This is a genomic window from Ectopseudomonas khazarica, from assembly GCF_017915135.1.
GTDB classification, from domain to species: Bacteria; Pseudomonadota; Gammaproteobacteria; order Pseudomonadales; family Pseudomonadaceae; genus Aquipseudomonas; species Aquipseudomonas khazarica.
This window is the reverse complement of record NZ_CP068551.1, coordinates 2,995,608-3,020,801: the sequence shown is the minus strand read 5'-3', so window position 1 is coordinate 3,020,801 and position 25,194 is coordinate 2,995,608. Positions and strand designations below refer to the sequence as shown.

25 protein-coding genes are annotated in these 25,194 nt (G+C 65.4%); 11 read left to right on the top strand and 14 right to left on the bottom strand.

Features of this window, described 5'->3' with window-relative positions:
• Window positions 1-42: 42 nt before the first annotated feature.
• The 4 genes from JLK41_RS14415 to JLK41_RS14400 all read left to right on the top strand — a co-directional run bounded on the left by JLK41_RS14415 (window position 43) and on the right by JLK41_RS14400 (window position 4,720).
• A complete protein-coding gene (locus tag JLK41_RS14415; RefSeq protein WP_210389210.1) occupies window positions 43-966 on the top strand; it encodes a LysR family transcriptional regulator in 924 nt (307 codons plus the stop codon).
• Window positions 963-1,853, top strand: coding sequence for a LysR family transcriptional regulator (locus tag JLK41_RS14410; RefSeq protein WP_210389209.1), 891 nt, complete (start codon window positions 963-965; stop codon window positions 1,851-1,853). The genes JLK41_RS14415 and JLK41_RS14410 overlap by 4 nt, the downstream gene beginning before the upstream one ends.
• 144 nt (window positions 1,854-1,997) lie before the next feature.
• Window positions 1,998-2,624 carry a glutathione S-transferase family protein gene (locus tag JLK41_RS14405; protein ID WP_152488847.1) on the top strand — a complete coding sequence of 209 codons (627 nt, stop codon included), beginning with the start codon at window positions 1,998-2,000 and terminating at the stop codon, window positions 2,622-2,624.
• A gap of 50 nt (window positions 2,625-2,674) precedes the next feature.
• Window positions 2,675-4,720 (top strand): pyridoxamine 5'-phosphate oxidase family protein, encoded by a 2,046-nt coding sequence (locus JLK41_RS14400; RefSeq protein WP_210389208.1) that lies wholly within the window; start codon window positions 2,675-2,677, stop codon window positions 4,718-4,720.
• 18 nt (window positions 4,721-4,738) lie between these two features.
• On the opposite strand, the gene JLK41_RS14395 is transcribed toward JLK41_RS14400, so the two are convergent.
• From JLK41_RS14395 to JLK41_RS14370, 6 genes are all read right to left on the bottom strand, one after another.
• Window positions 4,739-5,695 (bottom strand): diguanylate cyclase domain-containing protein, encoded by a 957-nt coding sequence (locus JLK41_RS14395; protein ID WP_244976425.1) that lies wholly within the window; start codon window positions 5,693-5,695, stop codon window positions 4,739-4,741.
• Between the two features lies 1 nt (window position 5,696).
• Entirely contained in the window at window positions 5,697-10,097 is a 4,401-nt protein-coding gene (locus JLK41_RS14390) for a CHASE domain-containing protein (RefSeq protein WP_210391238.1), read from the bottom strand.
• Window positions 10,098-10,160: 63 nt separating this feature from the next.
• Entirely contained in the window at window positions 10,161-11,861 is a 1,701-nt protein-coding gene (locus JLK41_RS14385; protein WP_210389207.1) for a putative bifunctional diguanylate cyclase/phosphodiesterase, read from the bottom strand.
• A 378-nt stretch (window positions 11,862-12,239) separates the two neighbouring features.
• The gene (locus JLK41_RS14380; protein ID WP_167494343.1) at window positions 12,240-12,413 is read right to left on the bottom strand and encodes a hypothetical protein; all 174 of its coding nucleotides are present in this window, start codon (window positions 12,411-12,413) and stop codon (window positions 12,240-12,242) included.
• 268 nt (window positions 12,414-12,681) lie between these two features.
• Complete coding sequence (locus JLK41_RS14375; protein ID WP_210389206.1) at window positions 12,682-13,947, bottom strand: NADH:flavin oxidoreductase/NADH oxidase family protein; 1,266 nt, start codon at window positions 13,945-13,947, stop codon at window positions 12,682-12,684.
• Between the two features lie 162 nt (window positions 13,948-14,109).
• Window positions 14,110-14,547: a MerR family transcriptional regulator gene (locus JLK41_RS14370; RefSeq protein ID WP_210389205.1), complete on the bottom strand. Its 438-nt coding sequence runs from the start codon at window positions 14,545-14,547 to the stop codon at window positions 14,110-14,112.
• A gap of 195 nt (window positions 14,548-14,742) precedes the next feature.
• Here JLK41_RS14370 and JLK41_RS14365 point away from each other — a divergent pair, with 195 nt between their 5' ends.
• Window positions 14,743-15,492, top strand: a complete 750-nt coding sequence (locus JLK41_RS14365; protein ID WP_210389204.1) for a substrate-binding periplasmic protein — start codon at window positions 14,743-14,745, stop codon at window positions 15,490-15,492.
• A gap of 49 nt (window positions 15,493-15,541) precedes the next feature.
• Here JLK41_RS14365 and JLK41_RS14360 read toward each other — a convergent pair whose 3' ends face one another.
• The 3 genes from JLK41_RS14360 to JLK41_RS14350 all read right to left on the bottom strand — a co-directional run bounded on the left by JLK41_RS14360 (window position 15,542) and on the right by JLK41_RS14350 (window position 17,827).
• Window positions 15,542-15,928: a cupin domain-containing protein gene (locus tag JLK41_RS14360; RefSeq protein WP_037047959.1), complete on the bottom strand. Its 387-nt coding sequence runs from the start codon at window positions 15,926-15,928 to the stop codon at window positions 15,542-15,544.
• Between the two features lie 65 nt (window positions 15,929-15,993).
• On the bottom strand, window positions 15,994-16,803 hold the full coding sequence (locus JLK41_RS14355; protein ID WP_425321823.1) for an AraC family transcriptional regulator: 810 nt from the start codon (window positions 16,801-16,803) through the stop codon (window positions 15,994-15,996).
• Window positions 16,804-16,924: 121 nt separating this feature from the next.
• The gene (locus JLK41_RS14350) at window positions 16,925-17,827 is read right to left on the bottom strand and encodes a LysR family transcriptional regulator (RefSeq protein ID WP_210389203.1); all 903 of its coding nucleotides are present in this window, start codon (window positions 17,825-17,827) and stop codon (window positions 16,925-16,927) included.
• Window positions 17,828-17,928: 101 nt separating this feature from the next.
• Between JLK41_RS14350 and JLK41_RS14345 the strand changes: the two genes are divergently transcribed.
• From JLK41_RS14345 to JLK41_RS14330, 4 genes are all read left to right on the top strand, one after another.
• Window positions 17,929-18,372 carry a (R)-mandelonitrile lyase gene (locus JLK41_RS14345; RefSeq protein WP_210389202.1) on the top strand — a complete coding sequence of 148 codons (444 nt, stop codon included), beginning with the start codon at window positions 17,929-17,931 and terminating at the stop codon, window positions 18,370-18,372.
• 38 nt (window positions 18,373-18,410) lie between these two features.
• Complete coding sequence (locus tag JLK41_RS14340) at window positions 18,411-19,355, top strand: alpha/beta hydrolase (RefSeq protein ID WP_210389201.1); 945 nt, start codon at window positions 18,411-18,413, stop codon at window positions 19,353-19,355.
• A 76-nt stretch (window positions 19,356-19,431) separates the two neighbouring features.
• The gene (locus JLK41_RS14335; RefSeq protein WP_210389200.1) at window positions 19,432-19,926 is read left to right on the top strand and encodes a (R)-mandelonitrile lyase; all 495 of its coding nucleotides are present in this window, start codon (window positions 19,432-19,434) and stop codon (window positions 19,924-19,926) included.
• Window positions 19,895-20,659, top strand: coding sequence for a carboxymuconolactone decarboxylase family protein (locus JLK41_RS14330; RefSeq protein ID WP_210389199.1), 765 nt, complete (start codon window positions 19,895-19,897; stop codon window positions 20,657-20,659). The genes JLK41_RS14335 and JLK41_RS14330 overlap by 32 nt, the downstream gene beginning before the upstream one ends.
• 31 nt (window positions 20,660-20,690) lie before the next feature.
• Here the strand turns inward: JLK41_RS14330 and JLK41_RS14325 are convergent, their stop codons facing one another.
• Window positions 20,691-21,371: a phytanoyl-CoA dioxygenase family protein gene (locus JLK41_RS14325; protein WP_210389198.1), complete on the bottom strand. Its 681-nt coding sequence runs from the start codon at window positions 21,369-21,371 to the stop codon at window positions 20,691-20,693.
• Window positions 21,372-21,526: 155 nt separating this feature from the next.
• Between JLK41_RS14325 and JLK41_RS14320 the strand changes: the two genes are divergently transcribed.
• Window positions 21,527-22,006: a hypothetical protein gene (locus JLK41_RS14320; RefSeq protein ID WP_037047946.1), complete on the top strand. Its 480-nt coding sequence runs from the start codon at window positions 21,527-21,529 to the stop codon at window positions 22,004-22,006.
• 12 nt (window positions 22,007-22,018) lie between these two features.
• Here the strand turns inward: JLK41_RS14320 and JLK41_RS14315 are convergent, their stop codons facing one another.
• Together JLK41_RS14315 and JLK41_RS14310 are read right to left on the bottom strand one after the other, a co-directional pair.
• Window positions 22,019-22,498 (bottom strand): VOC family protein, encoded by a 480-nt coding sequence (locus JLK41_RS14315; RefSeq protein WP_037047943.1) that lies wholly within the window; start codon window positions 22,496-22,498, stop codon window positions 22,019-22,021.
• Between the two features lie 88 nt (window positions 22,499-22,586).
• Entirely contained in the window at window positions 22,587-23,039 is a 453-nt protein-coding gene (locus JLK41_RS14310) for an Lrp/AsnC family transcriptional regulator (protein ID WP_037047941.1), read from the bottom strand.
• Window positions 23,040-23,142: 103 nt separating this feature from the next.
• On the opposite strand from JLK41_RS14310, the gene JLK41_RS14305 reads away from it, so the two are divergent.
• Complete coding sequence (locus tag JLK41_RS14305) at window positions 23,143-23,754, top strand: LysE family translocator (RefSeq protein WP_210389197.1); 612 nt, start codon at window positions 23,143-23,145, stop codon at window positions 23,752-23,754.
• Window positions 23,755-23,908: 154 nt separating this feature from the next.
• Here the strand turns inward: JLK41_RS14305 and JLK41_RS14300 are convergent, their stop codons facing one another.
• Together JLK41_RS14300 and JLK41_RS14295 are read right to left on the bottom strand one after the other, a co-directional pair.
• Entirely contained in the window at window positions 23,909-24,346 is a 438-nt protein-coding gene (locus JLK41_RS14300; RefSeq protein ID WP_037047938.1) for a hypothetical protein, read from the bottom strand.
• Window positions 24,346-25,191, bottom strand: coding sequence for an enoyl-CoA hydratase/isomerase family protein (locus tag JLK41_RS14295; RefSeq protein ID WP_037047935.1), 846 nt, complete (start codon window positions 25,189-25,191; stop codon window positions 24,346-24,348). The genes JLK41_RS14300 and JLK41_RS14295 overlap by 1 nt, the downstream gene beginning before the upstream one ends.
• Window positions 25,192-25,194: the final 3 nt, after the last annotated feature.

Genomic DNA, 25,194 nt, shown 5'->3' with positions numbered 1-25,194 from the left:
GCTTTACTCTGTGCCGGCACAACAGACGACCAGGCGGTGACGATGGATCGGTTTCAGGAAATGAGGGTGCTGCTGGCGGTGACCGAAGCCGAGAGCTTCGCCGGTGGCGCCAAGCTGCTGGGCATCTCGCCACCCAGCGTGACCCGTGCCGTCGCGGCACTGGAGGCACGCCTGGGCACGCTGTTGCTGGCCCGCAGCACGCGCAGCCTGCGCCTGACCGAGGCCGGCCAGCGGTATGTCGAGGACTGCCGGCGCATCCTGCTCGAACTGGAGGAGGCCGAAGAGCTGGCAGCCGGTGGCAGCGTGCGGCCGCGTGGCCGGCTGACGGTGACGGCACCGGTGATGTTCGGCGAGCTGTTCCTGATTCCACGCATCGCCCAGTACCTCGATCTGTACCCGGAGGTGGAGATCAACGCGCTGCTGGTCGACCGCGTGGTGAACATGATGGAGGAGGGCATCGACATCGCCGTGCGCATCGGCTCGTTGCCCGAGGGCGATCACCTGGCACTGCAGGTCGGTCAGGTGCGCCAGGTGCTGTGCGCGTCTCCGGCGTTCCTCGATCGTGTCGGGCGGCCACGCCATCCGGATGAGCTGCGCAGCGCGCCCATCGTCATGCCCAGTGGCAGCGGGCTGCTCAGTCACTGGCAGTTCAGCGCTGCGGACGGCGCCTTCGGTTTCACCCCCACACCGCGTTTCACCGTCAACTCCAACCAGGCGGCGATCAGTGCGGCGCGCCTGGGCTGGGGCTACACCCGTGTGCTGTCCTACCAGGTCGCGGCGGCGGTGGCCCGTGGCGAGGTCGAACTGGTGCTGGAGGCCTTCGAGCCGCCTGCGCTGCCGGTGCACATCATTCATCAGGGCGGTCGCCAGGTCTCGGCCAAGGTGCGTGCCTTCGTCGACCACTGCGCGGCGAGCTTCCGTGCCGACCCGGCCTTGCGGGCGGCCGGCCAGCCCCCGGCGGCATGAACCCGTACCGCGAGATGCAGGTGTTTCTCGCCGTCGTCCAGGCGGGAAGCCTGGCCGCTGCCGCTCGGCAGTTGCAGCTGTCGCCGGCCAGCGTGATGCGCAGCATCGCCGCGCTGGAGCGGCGCCTGGACAGCAGGCTGCTGCTGCGTGGGCCGCGTGGCGTCAGCCCGAGCCCGGCCGGTGAGGACTTCGCCGAGCGCTGCGAGAGCATTCTCCAGCGCCTGGCAGAGGCCGAGCGCTCCGTCTCGGGGCTGCACGCGAACCCGGCCGGGCATCTGCAGGTGGCGCTGCCGTTGCTGATGATCCATCAGGTGCTGACGCCCATCGCCCTGGGTTATCTGGCCGCGTTTCCCGACGTCAGCCTGACCACCCTGGCGCGTGAAGAGCTGCCACGGCTGGTGGAAGAGGGCGTCGACCTGGCGCTGGTGGTCGGCCATCTGCCCAGCTCGTCCGGCTTCGCCGTGCCGCTGGGCCAGGTGCGGCCGCTGGTCTGCGCGGCGCCGGACTACCTGCAGCGCCGGGGCCGGCCGGACACTCCGCAGGCCTTGCACGCGCATCGCATCATCGCCACGTCCTCGACGGGGCATGTCGCCGACTGGCGCTTCGCCAACCAGCAGACGAAGCTTGCGCCGCGCCTGGTCTGCAATACCGCGCAGGCCGCGATTCGGGCGGCCGTTGCCGGTTTCGGCCTGACGCGCTGCCTCAGCTACGAGGTCGATCAGGAGTTGCGCAGTGGTCAGCTGCAGACAGTGCTGGACGACTTCGCCGCCGCGCCCCTGCCGGTGCAGCTGTACTACCGCGAAGGGCGCCGGGCTGCCGCGCGGGTGCGCAGTTTTCTCGATTTCGTCGTGCCGCGCCTGCGTGCCCACCCGGCATTCCGGCCCTGAGCGACTGCTTGATTGCAGAAAGTGAAATAGTGGATTGCCTTGGATGGGGATTCTTTTCATCGATGGATGAGGTGAACATGGCCCCATCGTCGCGAAGGCAAGTCGTCTCGCGGTGACCTTAGCCAACCCCAAGGAGTCATCGCCATGTCCCGTCCCGCTATCAAGCTGTACAACTTTCCCCGTTCCGGCCATGCCCACCGCGCCGAGCTGATGCTCTCGCTGCTGCAACTGCCGACCGAGCTGATCTTCGTCGATCTGGCCAAGGGCGAGCACAAGACGCCAGAGTTCCTCGCGCTCAACCCCTTCGGCCAGGTACCGGTGATCGATGACGGCGGCACCATCATCAGTGACTCCAACGCCATTCTCCTGTACCTGGCCACGCGTTATGGCAATGACGACTGGCTGCCCAAGGAGCCTGCCGCCGCCGCCCGCGTGCAGCGCTGGTTGTCGGTGGCAGCCGGCCAGGTGGCCTTCGGCCCGGCTGCCGCGCGCCTGGTGACGGTATTCGGTTACGCCTTCAACAGCGAAGAGGTGATCAATCGCGCCCATGCCCTGTTCAAGATCATGGAAGGCGAGTTGAGCGACACCCCGTTCCTCACCGGTGACAAGCCGAGCATCGCCGACGTCGCCAACTACTCCTACATCGCTCACGCGCCGGAAGGCAACGTGTCGCTGGAGCCCTACCCGAACATCCGTGCCTGGCTGGCGCGCATCGAGGCGCTGCCGGGTTTCGTGCCCATGCCGCGCACCGCTGCCGGTCTGCAAGCCTGATCCACGCCGGCTGCCGGGTTACCGGCAGCACCTCTGAAGGAGGGCGCAACATGCAACAGCTCCCCAGTCACCGGCACTCGCCCTGGCATGCAGGTGAAAGGCAATTGCAGGAGAAGGTGGGCGTCGCCGAGCGCATGGAAGTGCTCGGGCAGAAGGTTATTCGCGACTACATGCCGGATCAGCATCGCGAGTTCTATCACCAGTTGCCCTTCATGATCGCCGCCGCCGTCGATGGCTCGGGCCAGCCCTGGGCGACCCTGATCGAGGGCGAGGAGGGCTTCGTCACCTCGCCCGATCCACGCAGCCTGTCGTTCGATCTCGACGCCATGGCGCTCGATCCACTCGACCCGGCCACCGCCGGCCTTGCTGCCGGCGAGGCCATCGGCCTGCTCGGCATCGAGCTGCACACGCGGCGGCGCAACCGTATCAACGGGCATATCCAGCGGGCCTCGGCGCAGCGCCTGGAGATCGGCGTGGAGCATTCCTTCGGCAACTGCCCGCAGTACATCCAGCTGCGCCACTACCAGCGGGTGCCCGAGGGGCGGGCCAGCGAGCGCCTGGATGCGCACGAGCTGGATGCGCGCAGCGCCGCGATGATCGCCAGCGCCGATACCTTCTTCGTGGCCAGTTACGTCGAACACGACGATGGCCGGCGCTCGGTGGACGTTTCGCACCGTGGCGGGCGCGCCGGTTTCGTGCGCGTGCAGGGCAATCGCCTGACCATCCCGGACTACGCCGGCAACCTGCACTTCAACACTCTGGGCAACCTCAGCGTCAACCCGCGGGCCGGTCTGCTGTTCGTCGATTTCAGCAGCGGTGACGTGCTGCAGCTGGCCGGGCGTGCCGAGATCATTCTCGACAGCCCGCTGATCAGGCTGTTCGAGGGTGCCGAACGGCTGTGGACCTTCGATGTCGAGCAGGTGGTCCTGCGTCCTGCGGCGGCGTCGCTGCGCTGGGCGTTCGAAGCCTACGCACCGACCAGCCTGATGACCGGCACCTGGGCGCAGGCCGACGCACGGCTGCGCGAGCGCGAGCAGCGCAACGCCTGGCAGCGCTGGCGCGTAAGCAGCGTGCAGCAGGAGAGCGCCGATATCCGCTCACTGGTGCTGGCACCCGAACTGGGCGATGCGCCACGCTTCGCCGCGGGCCAGCATCTGCCGATCCGGATCACCCGCGCCGACGGGCAGCAGCTGCTGCGCACCTACAGCCTGTCCAGCGCGCCATCGGATGCTCACCTGCGTATCAGCGTCAAGGCACAGGGCCAGGTTTCCAGGCACCTGCACGAGCAGGTCCGGGTTGGCGATCTGCTCGAGGTACGGCCACCGCTGGGCAGTTTCACTCTCGATAGCGCCAGCCCCCGTCCCGTGGTGCTGATCGGTGCCGGTGTCGGCATCACGCCACTGCTGTCGATGCTGCGCGAGCAGGTGGCTCTGGAGCAGGGCAAGCGCATCCATTTCTTCCAGGGCGCACGTTGCCTGCGCGACCTGCCGTTCCAGACCGAACTGCGTGAACTGCAGCAACGTGGCAAGGGGCTGTTGCACGTTCACCGCGCATTGAGCGCGCCTGAGGCCGGTGCCGAGCTGGGACGTGACTACGAACAACAGGGGCGGATCGATCTGCAGCAGATCAAGCACGCGCTGTCGTTCGATGACTACGACTTCTACCTGTGCGGGCCGGCGGCCTTCACTCAGACGATCTACGACGGCTTGCGCGACCTCAATGTGGCCGATGAGCGCATCCATGCCGAGGCGTTCGGCCCCTCGACGCTGACGCGCCGCCAGGCCGGAGGGGCCAGTGAAGCGGCCCAGCCGCCTGCGGCGAGCGAGCCGGTGCCGGTGTACTTCACCGCCTCGGCCAAGGAGGCCCGTTGGACACCGGGCAGCGGCAGCCTGCTGGAACTGGCGGAGAGCCGCGGGCTGACGCCTGAGTTCAGTTGCCGTGGCGGTTCCTGCGGTACCTGCAAGACGCGCCTGGTCAGCGGTGCGGTGCACTACCCGAATCCGCCGGCACAGCTGCCGGAGGGCGATAGCGTGTTGATCTGCTGCGCGGTGCCGGCTGCCAGCGAAGAGCGGCAGAGCCTGGTGCTGGACCTCTGAGCGAGGCCTGGGCACCTGTCAGGCCTCGCTGATCATCCTCACGGGCGAGGTGTAGGTCTTGCTGCAGATGCGATCGCGTCCCTCGGCCTTGGCCCTGTATAGCTGCTCGTCGGCCCAGTTCAGGTGCTGCTCCACGCTGGCGCCAGCGTTCGGCGGCAGGGTCGCGCTGCCGATGGACAGGGTCAGGACCGTGGCCACGTCCGAACTGCGGTGTTCGATGGCCAGGCGCTTGATGGCTTCCTGCAGGCGTTCGGCTACCTGGCGCGCGCCGGCTTCGTCGGTATCCGGCAGCAGGGCGGCGAATTCCTCGCCACCGAAGCGCGCGACGAGGTCATAGGGACGGTTCAGGGTGTTGGCCAACGCCTGGGCGACGTCACGCAGGCACTGATCGCCGCGCAGGTGCCCGTACTGGTCGTTGTAGCGCTTGAAGTAGTCGACATCGATCATCAGCAGCGACAGAGGCTTCTGCTCGCGCTGGGCCTGCGCTCTGGCCGCGTCGAAGCGCTCGTTGAAGCCACGGCGGTTGAGAATGCTGGTCAGGCCGTCGATCAGGGCCATCTGACGCAGATAGTCGCTCTGCAGTTTCAGGCGCAGGTGGTTGATCACGCGAGCGCGGACCACCAGCGCGTTGAAGGGCTTGCGGATGTAATCCACCGCGCCGAGCTCGAAGCCCGTGGCTTCATCGTCCTCATGGCTCTTGCCGGTGACGAAGATGATCGGGATCTCGCTGGTTTCGGGGTTGGCCTTGAGGCGCCGACAGACTTCATAGCCGTCCATGCCGGGCATGACCACGTCGAGCAGGATCAGGTCAGGGCGCAGTTCACGGCTGATGGTCAGTGCCTGTTCGCCATGGGTGGCCATGAAGACATCGCACTCGGGACGAAACAGCTCGTGCAGAACCCGGATGTTGATTGGCTGGTCATCGACCACCAGCAGTTTTGGGCGTCCATGGAAAAACGGTTTCAGGCGCTCCAAATCAATCCCCTATGGCAGAGTGCTGTAAATCTTGAAGCAATCGCTTGGCTCGCTCGAAGTCAAGGGAGGTCACGGCCTGACGCAGCGCATCGAACAGGCTGTCGAGATGTTGCGGTGCATGGGCAGCGAGTGCCTGCACGGTCTCCAGCGCTGCAAGGTTGCCCGTATCGAGTTGTACCTTAAGCGCTTCCACCTCCTGCGTCCACAATCCAGTGGTTGCTGGCGCGGCTGGGCTGGCCGGCTCCTCGGGGATGGCGAACATCGCCTGCAGACGGGCGTGGCTCTCCTGCAGCGACTGCTTGAGCTCGCTCAGCCAGTCATCGTCGCCATAGGCGCTGTCCGGGGTCTGGGCGAAACGCCGTTCCAGCTCGGCGAATCGGGCGGACAGCTCCATGGCGCCCATGGTGCCGGAGGTGCCCTTGAGGGTATGCAGGTCCTTGAGCATGGCCGGCAGGTCTCGTGCCTGCCGGTGCGCCTCCAGTTGCGTCAGCTGCTTGTTCAGTTCGTCCGGGAGCAGGACCAGCATCGAGCGCAGCAGATTCAGGTTGCCGCCGAAGCGCTTGAGGATGGCTTCGGCACCTTCCACTTTGCCCGGCGGCTGCGGGTCGCTCGCGGCAGCGTCGTCGAGGCCGCACCAGGTGCGGATCACGGCGACCAGCTTTTCGATGTCGATGGGCTTGCCCACATGGTCGTTCATCCCGGCCGCGAGGCAGGAGTCGCGGTCGCTGTTCGACGCGTTGGCGGTCATGGCGATGATGGGTTGTGCCGGCTGACCCGACTGCTGGCGGATGCGCCGCGTCGCTTCCAGCCCGTCGATATCGGGCATCTGGATGTCCATGAGAATGGCGTCGAATGGCGGCTCGCTGCCCAGCGCCAGTTCGACGCCCTGCAGACCACCTTCCGCCAGGCTGACCTCGGCACCTTCGCCGATCAGCAGTTCACGCGCCACCTGACGGTTGAGGGCGTTGTCCTCGACTACCAGCAGGCGCAGGCCCTGCAGGCGCTGGCCCAGCTTGTAGCCCGGAACGGGCAGGGCGCGGCTGTCGCCATGACGTGCGCTGAGGATGCTGGCGATCAGCTGGCGTGGGGTCACCGGTTTGGTGAGGAAGCCGGCGAACGGGGCGTCGGCCTCGCTGTAGCGATCGGCCAGGACCTCGCGGCCATGGGCGGTGATCATGATCACCGTGGGCGGTGTGCGTTCGTTCCGCCCCTGTGCCCGCAGGCGCTGGGCCGCTTCCAGGCCGTCCATGCCCGGCATGCGCCAGTCCATCAGCACGATGTCGTAGGGCGGCTCGGCCCGCTGCACCTGGTCCAGCGCCTCCTGGCCGCCGACCGCAGTGTCGGCCAGCCAGCCCAGGCTGTGCGCCGTCTGCTGCAACAATTGCCGGGCCAGCGCGTTGTCATCGACGATCAGCAGGCGCAGGCTCTCCGACCGGTCCGCCGGCTCGGCCAGCAGATTCGCCTGCGCGCCGATGCCAAGCTCGATCTCGAACCAGAAGCGGCTGCCTTCACCCTGGCGGCTCTCCACCTGCAGCTCGCCGCCCATCAGTTCCACCAGGCGCTTGCAGATCACCAGGCCCAGCCCGGTGCCGCCGTAGCGCCGGGTGGTCGATGCCTCGGCCTGGGTGAAACCGTCGAAGATACGCTGCAGCTGTGCCTCGCTGATGCCGATGCCGGTGTCGCTGACGGCGATCCGCAGGCGCACCTGGTGCGGCGAACGCGCCACCTGATGCAGGCTGACGACCACCTGGCCGGATTCGGTGAACTTCAGCGCATTGCCGGACAGGTTGATCAGCACCTGCTGCAGGCGCAGGCTGTCGCCGCAGAGCACGTCCGGCAGCGAGGTGTCGACATCGAACATCACCTCGATGTCCTTGTCGCCCTGATTGCCGGCCAGTACCACCGCCAGGTCGCTGAGCATGGGCTCCAGCTCGAAGTCGTGGAGGTCCAGCTGCAGCTTGCCGACCTCGATCTTCGAGTAATCGAGAATGTCGTTGAGCAGGCCCAGCAGCGAGTGAGCCGCTCCCTGGGCCTTGAGGATGTAGTCGAGCTGGCGCGGGTTGAGCTCGGTCGCCTGCACCAGCTGCAGCATGCCCAGTACGGCGTTCATGGGCGTGCGAATCTCGTGGCTCATGTTGGCCAGGAAGGCGCTTTTCGCCGCGCTGGCGGCATCGGCCTGTTCCTTGGCGTGGCGCAGGCGTGATTCGAGCTGCAGCTGGGCGGTGATGTCGCGGTTGATACCCGTCACCTTCGCCGGCCTGCCCATGGCGTCGTACTCGACGTGGGCGCCGGCCTGGATATGCAACACCTGGCCATCGGGCCTGACGATGCGGAACACCACGTCGAAGGTCGAAACCCGGGCGAGGGCCTCCTGCAGGCTGGCCTCCATGGCGGCGCGATCCTCCGGGTGGATGCGTGCCTGCCAGTGCCCATAGCTGAGGCCTTGTTCGCGCTGCGACAGTGGGTAGTCGTAGAGCTCGAACATCCGCTCGTTCCACTGCAGCTGGTCATCGCCCGGGGTCCAGGACCAGATGCCCAGCTCGGCCACCTCGGCTGCCATCGCCACCTGATCCCGCGCGGCGAGCGCTTCGCGGCGCAGCCGCTGTTCTTCGGAGAGGTCGAGCGCGATGCCCAGGTAGCCGGTCAGCTGTCCGCTGGTGTCGCGCATGGCGGTCACCATCAGCGTCACGGCAAGCCTGGAACCGTCCTTGCGGATATAGGACCACTCGCGGCTCTCCGCGCCCTCCAGCTCCGACTTGTGCACGAAGACGCGAAAACCGCTGATCGGCTGGCCGTATTCCTCGCTCAGTTCGCGGCTGCGCGCCTCCACCTCCTCGGGCAGGTGGAACACCGCCGGCTTCTGCTTGCCGATCATCTCCTCGGCGCTGTAGCCCAGCAGGCGTTCCGCGCCGCGATTGAACACGCGGATGGTGCCTTCCAGGTCGGTGGCGATGATCGACACCTCGGAGGCCGACTCCAGTACGTTGTTCAGCAGCAGGTTGAGCTCGCTCAGCTCCTGGGTGCGCTTGCCCACCTGTTCTTCGAGGCTGGCGTTGAGTTCGAGAATGCGTGCCTCGGCGGCTTTCTGCGCCGAGATGTCGCGCACGGTCTTCGACAGGCCGGTCAAGACGCCACTGGCATCGATCAGCGGGGAGATCGAAGCGGAAACGTCTACCAGGCTGCCGTCCTTGCGGTGCCGTTGCGTATCGAAGTTGCCGATCGGCTTGCTCGCCGCAACGTTGGCGAGGATGTTCCGCTCTTCCTGAAAAAGGGCTTCGGGCACGATCAGTTCGATCAGCGTATGGCCGATGGCCTCGTGCGCGGTGTAGCCGAAGATCCGTTCTGCGCCGTGGTTCCAGCTGATCACCGTGCCATCGAGTGACTGACCGATGATGCCGTCGCTGGAGCTTTCCACGATCGCGGCGGAGCGTGCCTGTTCGGCGAGGATCTGCCGATGGCGCTGGCGATTGACCAGCAGCACGCCGGCGAGGCTCGCCAGCAGCAGGCTGACCAGGCTGCCGACCAGCATCACCAGGCGCGGCGAGGCCTGGTGCAGGCCGGCGACGAAACCGGGGTGGGCCAGCAGTTCGACCTGCCAGTCGCGCCCGTAGATATGCCGTGATACCGCGTGTCGAGCGATGACAGGGGCATCGTCGCTGGCTTCGCTGGCGTAGAAATCGACGACATGCCCGGCGTCGGTGACGTCGCTCAGTTGCAACTGCAAGCCGTCGTTGCTCAGTTTCAGGCCTTGCAGGACCTCTTCGGTCAGCAGCGGGGCGTAGCTCCAACCGATGCCCTTGGCCATGCGCTCCTCGACGCTGTCCGGGGTGACGGCACCGCGATAGATCGGCAGCAGGATAAGGAAGGATTGCAGGGGATTGCCGGTCGCCTGCACCAGGGTGATGGGCCCGGTGATACGCACCTCGCCGCTGGTCAGTGCGGCGAGCGCTGCGCTGCGGCGGTTGTTTTCCGAGGCGATGTCCAGGCCGACGGCGGGGAGATTCTGCTCGACCGGCTCGATGTACTGGATGATGAAACGCTCGCCATCGTGTGGCGTCAGCTGGCGAATCTCGAAACCGGGCATGTCGTCGGCGCGGGCCTGGGCGATGAAGCGCTCCTGTTCCGCTGCCGGCACCCGCCGGATGAAGCCGAAACCACGGGCGCCGGGAAACTCGCGATCAACGTCACGCGTCTTGCTGTAGCTGATGAAGCGTTTGCGGGTGATGCCGCCGTCACCGCTGGCCAGCACGGCCCCGCGTGCTCCGCGCAAGCCGTACTGATAGAGCTCGATGCGCTTGGTGACGACGTCCGCAGCGCGTTCCGTGGCTTCGGCAAGTTCATCCCGGGCCTGTTTTTCGTTGGTCTGTTGTACCCAACCGGCCACCAGCGCGGTAGCGGCCATGCCCGTTGCGAAAGTCAGCAGGACGATCAGTCTCAATGTGGTTTCTTCTTTTCTGCGAGGTGATCAGTTGTGCTCGAGTGCCGGTACCAGATCCAGGCTCTTGCGCAGTTGCTCGAAGGGCATGGGGCGGCAGTAGAGGTAACCCTGCATCAACTCGCAGCCCAGTGCGAGCAGTTGCTGCGACTGTTCGCTGCACTCCACGCCCTCGGCGACCAGCTCCAGGTGCAGTGCCTGGCCCATGCGCACGATGGCCTCGATGATCGCAGCATCGCTGCGATCCGTCAGCATGTCGCGCACGAAGCTCTGATCGATCTTCAGCACATCGATCGGCAGGCGCTTGAGGTAGGACAGGCTCGAATAGCCGGTGCCGAAGTCGTCGATGGCGATGCGCACGCCCATGTGCTTGAGCTCGTCGAGCAGGGCCCGGGTCTGGTCCATGTCGCGCGCCAGCACCCCTTCGGTGATCTCCAGTTCCAGCAGTTCCGCTGGCAGGCCGGTGTCGTTGAGCACTTCCTTGATCATGTCGAGGAAGGACTCCTCGCGGAACTGCACCACCGAGATGTTGACCCCGACGCACAGGCGCTTGCCCTGGTCGAGCAGCAGCCTGGCGTCGTGGCAGGCCTGGTGGAGGACCTGCTTGCCGATCGGTACGATCAGGCCGGTTTCTTCCGCCAGCGGGATGAAATCGGCAGGGGAGACCAGTTCGCCGTTGGCTCGGCGCCAGCGGATCAGCGCCTCCATGCCGCAACTCTGCTGACGACTGACATCGAAGCGAAGCTGGTAGAAGACTTCGAAGACCCCCGACTCCAGCGCGCTGCGCATATGGCTTTCGAGCAGGTGGCGGGCTCTGGCATCGCTCTCGATACTCTGGGAGAAGAAGCGATAGCGGTTGCGACCCTCCTGCTTGGCCTGGTACATCGCGGCATCGGCCTGGCGATAGAGGGATTCGAGATCGTCGCCGTCATCCGGAAACACGCTCACGCCGATGCAGGCGGACAGGTCGAAGCGACTGCCTTCGATGTTCATCGGCATCGCGATGACTTCCAGCAAGCGCTCCACGTAGTCGCTGATCACCTCCGAGCGCTGGATATCGGTGACCAGGATGACGAATTCGTCACCGCCCTGGCGGCTGACGGTGTCCAGGTAGCGCGACACCTCGGTCAGGCGTGCGCTGACCTCCTTGAGAATCAGGTCGCCCGTCGAGTGGCCCAGGGTATCGTTGATGCCCTTGAAGTTGTCCAGGTCCAGCAACAGCAGGGCAAGACGGCTGCCGCTGCGCCGTGCTTTCTGCAGCATCTGCTCGGCGCGGTCACGCAGCAGCATGCGATTGGGCAGGTTGGTCAGCGCATCGAAGTAGGCCAGCCGCTTGGCTTCCGTCCGCAGGTTGAGGTGCGCACGGACATGGGCACGCACCACGGGAATGCTCAGCGGTTTCTGGATGAAGTCGATGGCGCCTTGCTCCAGCGCCGCCACTTCGTTCTCCGTCTGGGTGTGCGCGGTGACGAACAGGATGGCGGCATCGCACAGCTTGGCGTCGGCCTTGATCAGGCGGCACAGCTCGAAACCGCTCATGCCGGGCATCTCGATATCCAGCAGGATCACGTCTGGCCGGCAGAATCGAGCGATCTCCAGCGCCATGCGCCCATCATGGGCGATATGCACCTGTGCCAGCTCGTTGACCGCCGCTTGCAGGATCTGCAGGTCGCTGGACTGGTCATCGACGATGAGAATGACGGGAGATGGGTCGAACCTGTTTTCAGACATGCCATAACTCCGGAACTCCACTTTCCTGAGGGTGAGACTAGACCAGTTCATGACATGTGCAGGCCGTTTGCGCCGTGCTTCATGGCAGATAGTCAGCCGGTGTAGGCAAGGCCCGGCGCTGGCGGTGCAGCGGCGGACTGGCTGCTGCGGGGCAGCTGCGAGATTCAGGGCGTTCGGCGCCGGATTGGCCAGGGTTTGGTGGGGGGCGACGCGCCCGGACGAGAGGGTTGCGCTGGGGAAAAAATCGGATGGGCGGTCGCACCGTGGATGGCTGTCGCCAGGTGCGGAAGGGCCCGAGGTGTCGGTTCAGGGCCGACAAGGGCGCTGCGAAGCGGGAAGGCTGCTGCCGTTTTTCACGAAAACGGCAGCAGCCTCGGATCATCCTTGTGGCTGTGCCTCTTCCAGCGATCTGCGGTAGGCGTCGGCTTCGTCCTGCGAGGGGAAGATGCCGACCAGCTCTCCATTCTGGATCACATCCCAGACCACGGCTCCCATGGCGCGGGCTTCACGGGAAAGATGTTCGCTGTCACGCTCGTGCACGATCACGTTCATGCTTGTCTCCTCGAAATACGGATGCGGCGAAATGTCGCATTCCGTTTATACGCTTCGTTAGCAAGCTAATTAAACCGTCGATCTGGCAAAGGACTGTTGCATCCATGCAACGAGCGAAACGGATTTTTCGTTGTCATGGGGCACTCGGCGCCGGCGCGTGGCCGTGGCATGCGGGGTCAGGCACGCCCGTATTGCTGGCGATTTTGCGCGGGCGTCAAGCCGGTCAGCGCCTTGAACAGGCGCCGCAGATTGGTCGCGCGCTGATACTTCAGGATGGCGAAGTGCTGACGTTCTGATCCCGGCCTGCCGCGCGCTGCGTCATCCAGCGCCGGTACTGGCGAGTCCGGAAGATGTCCTTCACCTGCTGCGTCAACAGCGCCCACAGCGGCGACACGCCGGGCTGGCTGTCTCGGCCCTGGCTGAGCTTGTGCAGCTGGTATTTCACCACTGCCATGTTCGCCAGCGAGGCCAGCACCTTGTTCTTCCAGGTGATCGGCGGCAGTTGCGGGGCGCTGCCCAGGCCGAGTTGCCAGTCGCGCGGCAGGTTCGGCTCGATGGCCAGCGCGGTGCCGATGCCGACCATCTCGATGCCACTGGCCAGCACGTCCTGGGCGATCGGTGCGCGACGGATGCCACCGGTGACCATGACCGGCATGCGCGCCACCGCGCGAATCTCGCGGGCGAATTCGAGGAAGTAGGCCTCACGCGCCAGGGTGCGCCCATCGCGCGCCTGGCCCTGCATGGCCGGGGCCTCGTAGCTGCCGCCGGACAGTTCGACCAGGTCCACGTCCAGCTCGTTGAGCAGGCGCACCACCTGTTGTGCGTCGTCGGCACTGAAGCCGCCGCGCTGGAAGTCCGCCGAGTTGAGCTTGACCGCCACGGCGAAGCCGGGTGAGACCACGCCGCGCACTGCCTTGACGATCTCCAGCAGCAGGCGTGCGCGGTTTTCCAGCGAGCCGCCCCACTGGTCGCTGCGCTGGTTGGTCAGGGGCGAGAGGAACTGGTTGAGCAGGTAGCCATGGGCGGCGTGAACTTCCACCCCGGTGAAACCCGCCTGTTCAGCCAGGCGCGCGGTGCGGGCGAAGCGCTCGATCACGTCCTCGATCACCGCCTCGGTCATCGCCTGTGGCGTGGCGAAGCGCTTCGACAGGTTGCCCAGCTCCAGCGGCACCGCCGAGGGCGCCCAGGTCGGTTGGCCCAGGTTGGCCTGCATCTGCCGGCCAGGGTGATTGATCTGCAGCCAGAACTGCGCCCCCTTGGCGCGGCCAATGCGGGCCCAGCGCTGGAAGCGGGCCAGCTGCTGCTCATCCTCCAGCACCACGCCACCCGGCCCGGTCATGGCGCGCCTGTCGACCATCACGTTGCCGCTGATCAGCAGGCCGCTGCCGCCCTCTGCCCAGGCCTCATACAGGCGCAGCAGCGGTTCGGACGGCGCGTGGTCGGCGTCCGCCATGTTTTCTTCCATCGCTGCCTTGGCGATGCGGTTGGGAAGGGTCGAGCCATTGGGCAGGGTGAGACTGTCGAACAGATTCATGGGGGGCATCCTCGGCTGAGCGTGAGGTGACCTTAACGTTAAAGTTCACTTTAATGTCAATGGCCCATTTCATCCCGGAACAGTATTTTTGCAACCCTGAAAAAACAGCGTTCGAGCCGCTTGACCCTGGGTGGCCGGCTCGTCAGCGAATCGGCTGCCTGCCTACCTCTTCACGCGTTTGCCCGGCTCGTTAATCTCCCCCAGATTCATCTTCGACAGCACCCGCTTGGCGTTGGCTGCACAGTCCAGGTCACCGGGTTTGCTCTCGATCTCATGGATCAGCGCGAGCAGGTGCGTCTTGCTCTGAGCGAGCCGCTGCTCCAGCGCTTCGATGTCGCGGACCTTGCCCAGCAGGGTGTCGAGCAGCTTGCCATGCTCCCATTGCGACAGGTCCTGCGGCAGCAGGCTGCGCAGCTCGTCGAGGCTGAAGCCGGCCTGCTGGGCGGTGGTGATCAGGTTGAGCACCAGCACGGCTTCTTCCGGGTAGCTGCGATAGCCGTTCGCCTGACGCTCCACCAGCTTGAGCAGGCCGATGCTCTCGTAGAAGCGGATACGCGAGGCTGCAAGCCCCGTGCGCGTCGCCAGTTCACCAATCTTCATCTCTGTCCCGCCACTCTGAAAGGTCGTCCGATTAAGCCTAACTTTAACCTTCAGGTCTGGCCATGAGCGACCTCGGATGCATGCAGGTTTGGCGAAATGTGCCCGGCAGGGTGCAATGCTTCGCGTCTATGCTTGTCTGACTTTTCAATCCGGCAAGTCTCCGGCTCGCGACAACTTTTTCACCAGGCAGACCATTTGAAGCGTTCGATACTCACCGCAGCCCTGCTTTGTCTGCTCCTGAGCCCGCTGGCCCGCGCGGATGCGTATCGAGTGATCACCGAAGAGTGGGCGCCCTACAACTATCGGGAAAATGGCCGGCTCACGGGCATGGCCACGGAGATCGTGCGGGCGATCATGGCGCTGACCGGTGATGACTTCGAGATCACCCTGCTGCCCAGCATGCGCACCACGCGCACGCTGCAGAGCCAACCGCGCACGATCATGTATTCGCTGTTTCGCACCCGCGAGCGCGAGCCGCTGTACAAGTGGGTGGGGCCGATCCTCGAAGAGTCCATCCATCCCTATCAACGGGCCGATGCGTCACAGCCGATAGACACCCTGGAGCAACTGCTGCAGGCGCCACGTGTCACCACCCGGCATGCCGGCCTGGTTCCCGATGTGTTGCAGTCGCTGGGGTTCACCAACCTGGACAGGAGTGCGGCGGAGAGCTATCAGCTCTACCGCATGCTGCTGGCGGGGCGCACCGAGGTGATAGCGGGGGACACCGATGCCGGCGTGGCGTACTACCGCCGGCAACTGAACATCGCCACCGATGCGCTGCGGCAGATCCCCGTCGAGCTGTATCGCTCGTCGTTGTACATCGCCTTCAGCCGGGACAGCGACGATGCCCTGGTCAGCGCCTGGGCCGATGCCCTGGAGCAGCTGCGCCTGTCGGGAGAGCTCGCCCGTATCCAGAGGCGCTACGAGCAGATGCCGGAGCGCTAGAGCCAGGGCGCAGAGCCAGCAGGGGCTCTGCGCGGGTGGCGGGCTCGCTTCAGATCCAGCGATCGTTCTGCGCCGTGCGCTCGCCACCTTCTTCGCCGGTGTTGAGCACGCCACGGGGTTCGATGAGCATCATCTTCACCTCCTGCGCGGCGTAGGGCTTGTGCTCGACGCCGCGGGGCACCACGTAGAGTTCGCCGGCTTGCAGCAGCACGTGGCCATCGCGAAAGTCGATACGCAGCTGGCCTTCGAGGACGAAGAAGGCTTCGTCGGTGTCGGCATGCGAGTGCCAGATGAAGTCACCTTCGATGCGGACCACCTTGAACTGGTAGTCGTTCATCTCGGCGACCACTCTGGGCGACCAGTGTTCGTCGATCAGCGCCAGCTTCTGCTGCAGGTTGATCGCTTGGGTGGCCGGGGTAGGGGATTGCTGGGTCATGCGGGGGCTCCTCGTTCTGGTTGTCACCAGCCTAGCGAGGCGCCGCGGAGGCTTCTTGTACGATCCTACAGCTTGAGCATGCCGAGCCAGCGTGCCGGTGACAGGCCGAAGGCGCGGATGAAGTGGCGTGTCATGTGGCTCTGGTCGAAGAAGCCGGCGATCAGTGCGGCATCGGCCAGTGCCACGCCGGCATGCATCAGCGCGCGGCAATGGTCGAGGCGACGCAGGGTGACGTAGCGGTAGGGGCTGGTACCGAACAGGGCGCGGAAGTCCCGTGACAGGCTCCAGCGATCCCGGCCGCTGGCGTGTTCCAGGTCGTCCAGGGCGATGTTCGTGTCGAGGTGGGCATGGATGTAGGCACGGGCGCGCTCCGCTGCGACGTAGTCGAAGGCGCGGCGGCCGCGACGCTGGCCGGCCACGGCTTGCAGCGCGTGGGCCAGGTCATAGATGGCGTCGTCTTCCTCCAGCGTTTCGAACGCATGGTCCATGGTCTGCAGGAAGGACTCGCTGGCGTGGCGCAGACGGATGTCGTCGGAGAGGCCGCCGGCGATGAAGGGCAGGGGCCGACCACCGAGCACCCGCTGGATCAGCACCGGGTCGATGTAGAGCATGCGGTAGCGAAAGCCTTCGTCGGTGCCGGCCATGCCATCGTGCACCTCGTCGGGGTGCAGCACCAGCGTGCCGCCAGGCAGGCTGTGGCGCATGGCGCGGCGATAGCGAAAGCTCTGCACGCCGGACAGCGTGCGGCCGATGGCGTAGGTGTCGTGGCGGTGCGGATCGTAGCCGTGGCCGCTGAAATACGCCTCGATGCGTTCGATCCTTCCCGGCATCTGGCTATGCCGGACCCAGTCACGTTCAGCACTGCGTCGACTCACGGACGAGACTCCTGGCCATCGATGCGATGGCGGTTGACCCGCCACATGTTAAGGCAATGGCGTGCGAGAAGGCGATCCGTCGCCACGCTCGGCCTGCCTGCCGAGCATGCAGAACGTCTCGTCAACCTGGCGCCTGCCAGTCGCGCAGTGCATCCAGCACCACGCGGAAGGCGGCCGTCTGCTGGCGCCGGCTCGGGTAGTACAGGTGATAGCCAGGGAAGCTGTCGGACCATGCCCCGAGTACTTCGGTCAGCGCTCCGCTGTCCAGATAGGGCCGTACCTGGGTATCCGGTAGCTGCGCCAGGCCGACGCCGGCCAGGCAGGCATCGAGGATCTGCAGCACGCTGTTCATGATCAGCGGGCCGCCGACACGTACGCGGAATTCGTTCTCGCCGCTGCCGAACTCCCAGGAGTAGAGGCCGCCGTGCGTGGGCAGGCGCAGGTTGATGCAGCGATGCGCGGTCAGCTCCTCCGGACGGCGCGGGGTACCGTACCGCGCCAGATAACCAGGGGTGGCCACGGTGACCATGCGCATCTCGGGACCGATGGGAACGGCGATCATGTCCGCGTCGATGATGCCGCCCAGGCGTATGCCGGCATCGAAGCGTTCGGCAACGATGTCGGTGAGTCCGTAGTCGGTGATCAACTCCACCACCACGTCCGGGTAGGTCTCCAGCAGCGTCGCCAGCTTGGGCCAGACGACGTGGCGGGCAGCGAACTCGTCGGCGGTGATGCGCACCGTACCGGACGGGTGCTGGCGCAGGTCGGAGATGGCGCTCAGGTGCGCGTCGATGCGCTCGAGCAGCGGCGCGATCTCGAGCAGCAGCTTCTCTCCCGCTTCGGTGCGCGTGACGCTGCGGGTCGTGCGCGTCAGCAGGCGCACCCCTAGGCGCTCCTCCAGGCCGCGTATGGTCTGGCTGACTGCCGAAGGCGAGACGCCGAGGCGCGCGGCGGCGCGGGTGAAGTTGCGCTCCCGTGCCACCGCGATGAAAACCACCAGATCATCCATGCCGCCCGTGAACATTGTTAAGTACTGCTTCATACCGAGTTAATTATTTTGCGTATACACGAATCAATCTGCCGTCGCTACCTTTGTCTCCTCGAGCAACGAATGAGGTGACCGACATGAGTGACAGCGATCTGGCCAGTGCCGACATGCAGGTTCACCGCGCAGGGTCGAGCCAGGCCATCGTCGGCCCGGCCGAGTGGTTCACCGGGCGTGTGCGCATCGATCGCATCTTCAACGCGCCGGCTCCTGCGCGGGTTGGCGTCGCGGTGGTCAATTTCGAACCGGGTGCGCGGACCAACTGGCATACCCATCCGCTGGGTCAGGTGCTGCTGGTGACCGATGGCGTGGGCTGGACGCAGTGCGAGGGTGGGCCGAAGACCGAGATTCGCCCCGGTGACCTGATCTGGTGCAACTGCGGCCGCCGCCACTGGCACGGTGCAACCGACAGCAGCGCCATGCAGCACATCGCGATCAACGAGTTGCTCGATGGCAAGCCGGTCGACTGGCTGGCGCCGGTGACGGACGCCGAGTTCCTCGCCGGCCCGGTGAAAAAGGACTGAGCCGCCGTCATTCCCTTCCCCTCAAACAGGAGCCTCTCATGGGCAACTACATTTTCGCGTTGAGTGAGCAGGTGCGCCGCCACCCGGTCAGCTATCGCAATCGCTTCGGCATCGAGCTGGCCGGCGACCTCTACCTGCCCGCTGACTTCCACAGTCGTGACGACTGGCCGGCGCTGATCATCGGCGCGCCTTATGGCGGGGTGAAGGAGCAGGGGCCGGGCGTGTACGCCAACGAGCTGGCCCAGCGCGGTTTCGTGGCACTGACCTTCGATGCCTCGCACAATGGTGAATCCGGCGGTTCGCCGCGGCGTCTGTCGTCGCCTGAGCTGTTCGTCGAGGATTTCCACGCGGGTGTCGACTTTCTCGGCAACCAGGCTGGCATCGCACGTGACGCCATCGGCGTGATCGGCATCTGTGGCTCCGGTGGCTTCGGCCTCAGTGCCGCGCAGGTCGACCCGCGCATCAAGGCCGTGGCCACCGTGAGTCTGTACGACATCTCGCGCCTGCATGCCGAGGGCTTTGCCGGCAGTCTGGACGAAGCCGCACGCAGGGCGACGCTGCAGGCCCTGGCCGAGCAGCGCTGGAGCGAGTTCGCCAGCGGGCGGGCGACGCTGGGCGAGCGCGGAGCACCGTTGCAGATCGATGCCGATACGCACCCGATAGGCCGCGAGTTCGGCGAATTCTATTCACGGCCACGCGGCTATCACGCCAATTCCAGCACCCAGTTCACCCAGACCTCGGCACAGGGCTTCATGAACTTCCCGCTGCTGGACAAGCTGCAGTGGATCTCGCCACGGCCGCTGCTGCTGATCGTCGGCGAGCATGCCCATTCGCGCTTCTACAGCGAGGACATCTACGCCGCTGCCAGCGAGCCGAAGACGCTGCAGGTGGTGCCCGGCAGCAATCACGTCGACCTGTACGACCGTACCGATGTGATTCCTTTCGACCAGCTGCAGGTGTTCTTCCACGACGCCCTGCAATGACCAACCGCCGGCTGACGGGGAGCCCGTCGGCCGACAGGGGTTACACCGCACGTTGACTCAAGGAGATGTGATCCGCATGAACAAGCAGATCTTCACCGCGGCGCTTTGCGTCGCGGCCCTGCAGACCGGCCCAGCCGGTGCTGCAGAAACGGGCGGGGGCGAGCAGCAGATTGTCCGTGCCGGCGCTCAGGCCTCGATCGCCGGCCCGGAGCGGTTCTTCACCGGCCGTGCGCGGATCGACCCGATCTGGCCGGCCGATGAGCACATCAATACCTCCGGTGCGCTGGTTACCTTCGAGCCCGGCGCACGTTCGGCCTGGCATACCCATCCGGCCGGTCAGCGTCTGCTGGTTACCGCCGGCGTCGGCCTGACCCAGGAATGGGGCAAGCCGATCCGGGTAATCCGCCCCGGCGACGTGGTCTGGTGTCCGCCAGGCGTCAAGCACTGGCACGGCGCGGCTCCGGACACGGCGATGACCCATATGGCGATCACCGCGACCCTGGACGGCAAGAACGTCAACTGGCTGGAGAAAGTGAGCGATGAGCAGTATGGCCAAACGCATCGGGACTAGATCGGGCCTGGCCATCGCTGCACTCGGCGTCGTTCTGGGCCTCGGCGAACTGGCGCGCAGCGCCATCGCCGAGGAGAACCCGGAGCAACCCGCCAGCAGCCGCGCAACCCTCGATTCACGTCAGCAGGCCATCGTGCCGATTGCAGCGTTCGCTGCCGCCGGTGATATCGCGAGGCTCAACGGCGCCCTCGAACAGGGCCTCGACCTCGGCGTGAGCATCTGCGACGCCCGCGAGGTGCTGGTACAGCTCTACGCCTATGCGGGTTTTCCGCGCAGTCTCAATGCGCTGTCCGAGCTGATGAGGGTCGTCGAGGCACGCAAGGCCAGGGGCATCGAAGATGCGCTCGGGCGCGAGCCGAGTCAGCCCGTGCCCAAGGGCGATGCGCTGCTGGCTGCCGGCACGGCCAACCAGACCAGGCTGGCCGGAGCAGTGGTCGAGGGGCCGTTGTTCGACTTCGCCCCGGTAGCCAACGAGTACCTGCGCGCTCACCTGTTCGGTGCCATCTTCGAACGTGACAACCTCGACTGGCAGAGCCGTGAACTGGCGACCCTGAGCATGCTCGCGGCACTGCCCGGCGCCGAGGCGCAACTGCAGGCGCACATGCGCATGAGCATGAACATCGGTGTCAGTGCCGCACAGTTACGGCAGCTGAGCGAGGTGCTGGGGGAGCGCGTCACCGTCGAAGCTGCCGAGCGCGCCCAACAGGCGCTGCAGCGCCAGCTGAGCCCGTAACAGGTTTCGGCCCGGCTGGCCTTCGCACAGGCTAGCCGGCGCTCGGCAGATGATCCGCAGGGTCGAAGCGCTCGCCGGTGTCCAGGCGAATTCCGCGCAGGTGCCGGGTGTGCAGGTACGAGGCATGCAGTGCCTCGGCGAAGTAGCTGATCAGGAGCGAGCGGCGACGTGCGCCGCTCGGGTTCAGGCTGCCCGCGTGAATCAGGTCGACATCGAACAGCAGGATGTCACCGGCCAACCCGCAGAGCTGCACGGCGAGGGATTCGTCATTGCTGTCGAATGGCGGCGCTCCCGGCTGCATCCGATGGCTGCCGGGCACGATGCGGGTGGCGCCGTTGTCCTGGCCGTAGTCGTCGAGGTACACCAGGGCATTGGCGATGTCGCCCGGGCGTTGCTGTGACAGATCGCGATGCAGTTGCTGATGGCCACCGCCTGCCAGGGGTTCGCGGCCTTCCACCTGGGCGATGAAGAAACGCTCGCCAATCAACGCACTCACCCCCGCCAGAAGCAGCGGCAGGCGGCAGATGTCCAGGACCTGCGCATCATCGTCGAGCTGAGCGTGGCGCCAGTCCGCACCTCGCGGCACGGGCCACTGATCCGAAGGTCTGACGCGGGCATCGAACAGGCCGCGCAGCGCGTCCAGCCCATCCGCCGGCACGGCCTGGCGCAGCAGCACGTAGCCGTCCTGACGCAGGCGTTCATGGTCGATCATGGCGTTGTCCTTCTACTCGATGGCGGTCACGGGCCGCTCCCGCCGCGATCCTGCAACGGCAAATTCACCCACAGCCCGTGAGCAAGACTGCATACAATGCGCGCCTGATCATTTCGAGCCATGCACATGGCTGCCCCGAACGAGGAATACGCCCCATGGCCTCCCCAGACAAGCAGAAGAAACGCGCCCAGCGGGCCAAGGCCAAGGCCAAGCAGAACCGCATGGGCAAGCCGAAGAGTCATCCCATCCATCCGTTGCTGGCCAACGCGCAGATCGATGAGCCGTTCGATGATGTGGAGATCGACCTGAGCACCTTCGACTTCGCCGACATCAAGGAAAACGGTTTCGACCCGGCGCATTTCGACGACCTGTTCCAGGCGATGGCAGCGGCCGAGGGCATCAGCCTGCTCGCACTGTGCCTGGTGTTCCTGCAATACCCGGTGCTGGAACTGGTGGTTGCCGAAGAGGCGCAGGATGACGCGACCGATTTCATGATGGGCCTGCTGATCGCCTATCGTGCAGCCTTCCACGACGAAGACGAAGAGGCCGCCGTGACCTGGATCGGCAGCGACGCCTTCCAGGCTGCCTACAACGACGCCTCGACTATCCTGCAGCGGAAGAACGCGCGCGGCTGATTCCCCCATCGTTCAGCCTTGCAACGCGGCCTCTATCCTGGCGATGTCGATCTTGCTCATGGTCATCATCGCCTCGAAGGCACGCCGGGCCGCCGCACGGTCCGGGCTGCCGATGGCGGCCGTGAGGATGCGCGGGGTGATCTGCCAGGATATCCCCCACCTGTCCTTGCACCAGCCGCACTCGCTGGCCTGACCGCCGTTGTCGATGATCGCCTGCCACAGGCGATCGGTTTCGGCCTGATCGTCGGTCGCCACCTGGAACGAGAAGGCCTCGTTGTGGCGGAACAGCGGGCCGCCGTTGAGTCCCAGGCAGGGGATACCCATGACGTCGAACCTCACCGTCAGCACATCGCCCTGCTGGCCGGAGGGGTAGTCGCCGGGGGCGTGGTGCACGGCCAGCACGGCGCTGTCGGGAAAGGTCTCGGCATAGAAGGTGGCTGCCTCCAGCGCGTCGCGGTCGTACCAGAGGCAGATGGTGTTCTTGCTGTTCATCCTGAATGTCCACGGTTGCAGCATGGACTCCAGAGTCTAGACGCGCGGCTGCGGATGGCGCATGAACCCGCGTGTTGCTAAAGCCGCGTCAGGAGCGGGTGCTCTTGCTGCTGTCCATCACGATATGACTGGTGATGGACGAGACGTGGGGCAGGGTGCCCAGCACGTTGGTGTGGAAGTCCTTGTAGGCGCCGATGTCGGCCACCTCGACGCGTAGCAGGTATTCAACCGCGCCGGTGATGGTGTGGCACTCCACGACCTCGGGTGCCTCGGCAATGGCCCGTTCGAACGCTTCGAGGCTGGCCTTGGTGTGCTTGGACAGCCCCACCGTGAGATAGACCACGCAGCCGATGCCGAGTCGCGACCTGTCGATCACCGCCTTGTAGCCGGTGATCACGCCGCTGCGCTCCAGTTCCTGCACACGTCTCAGGCAGGCGGAGGGCGACAGCCCCACCTGTTCGGCCAGCTTCACGTTGGTCTGGCGGGCGTCTCTGGAAAGCTCGTGCAATATACGTTGGTCTATTCGATCGATATTGGTCATATCTTGTGTTTCATCAGCTGATGCATCAATGAATTGCAATCGAGTTGCGCGCTAAAGGCAATAAAATTGTGCAATCGAAATCCAGGTGGACATGACCCAGCCAATGACCGATACCAGCGTGCTTCTCTCGTTTCTGCTCTTCTGCGTGGTGATGACCGGCACGCCAGGCCCGAACAATGCGATGGTCCTGCTGGCCGGTGCGCGTGTCGGGGTATGGCGTGCGATGCCGCTGGTGGCGGGCATTTCCGTCGGCGTCGGCCTGCTCCTGGCCGCACTGGGGCTGGGCCTCGGCACGCTGCTGTCGGCCATACCCGGCTTCGATGTGGCGCTGTGTGTCGTCGGCGCAGCCTACATCCTCTGGCTTGCCTGGAAGATCGCCAGCAGTGGCCCGTTGCAGGTTCGTGATGACGACACCGCACCCATGGGGGTCTTCGGCGGGGTGGCATTCCAGTGGGTCAATCCCAAGGCCTGGGCCGTGACCATCAGCGGCGTGGCGACTTACGTGCCAGCTGAGCATCACGCTCAGAACGTCCTCCTCGCGGCCGTGATCCTGCTGTTGGTCTCCGTGCCGTGCGTCGGCATCTGGGCCGTTGGCGGCGCGACGTTTCGCCGTCTGCTGATGCACCCCCGCTATGCGTTGCTGTTCAACCTGGGCATGGCGTTGGTGCTGCTCGTGGCCACGCTGCCGGCGCTCGTGCAAAGCCTGGCGCTGTAGCGCCAGGCTCCGCATTGCGGCGGCGCCTGAGCGGCCTGCCCATGATTAAAAAAGAAGCCGCCCAACGAGGCGGCTCAAAGGGCCAACCCGAAGGGCCGGCAAGCAGGGGAGTAGCCCTGTTGTAGCGCGTGCGTCAGTGCGCCCGCACGCGAAGTCAGCGCACAGCCGCCAGATACAGGCCGCAGGCCAGCGCGATCAGTCCGGCCGGTATTGCCGTCAGCGATATCCTGTCGATCAGTCTGGACTGGGCAATGACATTGCCCAGGTCGTCCCGTTGCGCGGCAGCATGCCGTTGCAGTACCGGCACCAGGCAGATCATGTTGCCCACTACGGCTATTGCACCGGCGACTACTTTCAGCGCGTAGATGCCATCGAAGCGTCCAGGCTCGAAAAGCAGGATGCCGCTCAGCAGCACGACCAGAAAGGCAGGCATTTCGAAGAACAGATCGATCTTGCGATGCAACTGGGCAACGGTGAAGCCGTGACTCCTGCTCTGGGCTCGGGTCCGTTCCAGCAGATATTCCACGGCGACCACCCCCAACCAGAAGGCAACGGCGAACAGGTGAAGCTGAAGCAACTGATAGTGGTTCATCACTTACCCCCTTGGTCTCGAACCAGACCAGGTGTCTGGTTGGGCTCGCCGACCCGGCGATCCGGGTGATCACGCTGAAGAAAACGCCTCAGGCCTTCTCGGGTTTCTTCGTGGTGTATGGACCGGTTGAAACACTCGGCCTCGATGCGTAACCCCTCGGCCAGAGGCTGGCCGAATCCACGCACTGCAGCTTCCTTGTCAGAGCGCATGGCTGGTTGTGGCAGTGCGCAAAGGAAGGTCGCCAGTTCCATCGCGCGGGCCAATGAATGGCCCTTCGCGACGACCTCGTTAGCCAACCCCATGGCCAGCGCTTCGTGCGCGGAAATGACTCGCCCGGTCAGGATGAGCTCCATGGCCCTGCCCATGCCGATTATTCGCGGTAGTCGCTGGCTACCACCGTCAGCGAGTCCGATGTTCCAGCGTCGGCATGTCACGCCGAACGAGGCGTGTTCCTCGGCAATACGGATGTCCGCGAAACAGGCCCATTCCAGGCCCCCGGCGTACGCCACGCCGTTGACTGCCGCGATCACGGGTTTGTAGATGTCGGTCCAGCGGCTGGGGCCGAGAATGCCGGGGCGCTCTCCACGATCGTGTGCTGCGATCTCCTCGGCTGAAGATGGCACCAGGGTCAATCCTGCTTCCAGGTCGCCGCCGGCGCAGAATGCCTTGTCGCCGGCGCCTGTCATGATCGCGACCAGCGCCTCATCGTCGTCGCGAAAGCGGCGCCAGGCCTCGATCAGTTCTTCATGCGTGGTGGGGCCAATGCAGTTGCGTTTCTCGGGACGGTTCAGGCGGATGATCCTGATCGGCCCGAGGGCCTCGTATTCGATTTCGGTAAAGACCATTTC

Coding starts and splice junctions, on each gene's coding strand:
- JLK41_RS14375 (WP_210389206.1), bottom strand. CDS start 13,947: ATGAATCTGTTCGACAGTCTCACCCTGCCCAATGGCTCGACCCTTCCC.
- JLK41_RS14335 (WP_210389200.1), top strand. CDS start 19,432: ATGAACAAGCAGATCTTCACCGCGGCGCTTTGCGTCGCGGCCCTGCAG.
- JLK41_RS14360 (WP_037047959.1), bottom strand. CDS start 15,928: ATGACCCAGCAATCCCCTACCCCGGCCACCCAAGCGATCAACCTGCAG.
- JLK41_RS14400 (WP_210389208.1), top strand. CDS start 2,675: ATGCAACAGCTCCCCAGTCACCGGCACTCGCCCTGGCATGCAGGTGAA.
- JLK41_RS14380 (WP_167494343.1), bottom strand. CDS start 12,413: ATGAACGTGATCGTGCACGAGCGTGACAGCGAACATCTTTCCCGTGAA.
- JLK41_RS14305 (WP_210389197.1), top strand. CDS start 23,143: ATGACCGATACCAGCGTGCTTCTCTCGTTTCTGCTCTTCTGCGTGGTG.
- JLK41_RS14295 (WP_037047935.1), bottom strand. CDS start 25,191: ATGGTCTTTACCGAAATCGAATACGAGGCCCTCGGGCCGATCAGGATC.
- JLK41_RS14410 (WP_210389209.1), top strand. CDS start 963: ATGAACCCGTACCGCGAGATGCAGGTGTTTCTCGCCGTCGTCCAGGCG.
- JLK41_RS14345 (WP_210389202.1), top strand. CDS start 17,929: ATGAGTGACAGCGATCTGGCCAGTGCCGACATGCAGGTTCACCGCGCA.
- JLK41_RS14370 (WP_210389205.1), bottom strand. CDS start 14,547: ATGAAGATTGGTGAACTGGCGACGCGCACGGGGCTTGCAGCCTCGCGT.
- JLK41_RS14300 (WP_037047938.1), bottom strand. CDS start 24,346: ATGAACCACTATCAGTTGCTTCAGCTTCACCTGTTCGCCGTTGCCTTC.
- JLK41_RS14320 (WP_037047946.1), top strand. CDS start 21,527: ATGGCCTCCCCAGACAAGCAGAAGAAACGCGCCCAGCGGGCCAAGGCC.
- JLK41_RS14330 (WP_210389199.1), top strand. CDS start 19,895: ATGAGCAGTATGGCCAAACGCATCGGGACTAGATCGGGCCTGGCCATC.
- JLK41_RS14340 (WP_210389201.1), top strand. CDS start 18,411: ATGGGCAACTACATTTTCGCGTTGAGTGAGCAGGTGCGCCGCCACCCG.
- JLK41_RS14310 (WP_037047941.1), bottom strand. CDS start 23,039: ATGACCAATATCGATCGAATAGACCAACGTATATTGCACGAGCTTTCC.
- JLK41_RS14325 (WP_210389198.1), bottom strand. CDS start 21,371: ATGATCGACCATGAACGCCTGCGTCAGGACGGCTACGTGCTGCTGCGC.
- JLK41_RS14415 (WP_210389210.1), top strand. CDS start 43: ATGGATCGGTTTCAGGAAATGAGGGTGCTGCTGGCGGTGACCGAAGCC.
- JLK41_RS14350 (WP_210389203.1), bottom strand. CDS start 17,827: ATGTTCACGGGCGGCATGGATGATCTGGTGGTTTTCATCGCGGTGGCA.
- JLK41_RS14405 (WP_152488847.1), top strand. CDS start 1,998: ATGTCCCGTCCCGCTATCAAGCTGTACAACTTTCCCCGTTCCGGCCAT.
- JLK41_RS14315 (WP_037047943.1), bottom strand. CDS start 22,498: ATGAACAGCAAGAACACCATCTGCCTCTGGTACGACCGCGACGCGCTG.
- JLK41_RS14385 (WP_210389207.1), bottom strand. CDS start 11,861: ATGTCTGAAAACAGGTTCGACCCATCTCCCGTCATTCTCATCGTCGAT.
- JLK41_RS14390 (WP_210391238.1), bottom strand. CDS start 10,097: ATGGCCGCTACCGCGCTGGTGGCCGGTTGGGTACAACAGACCAACGAA.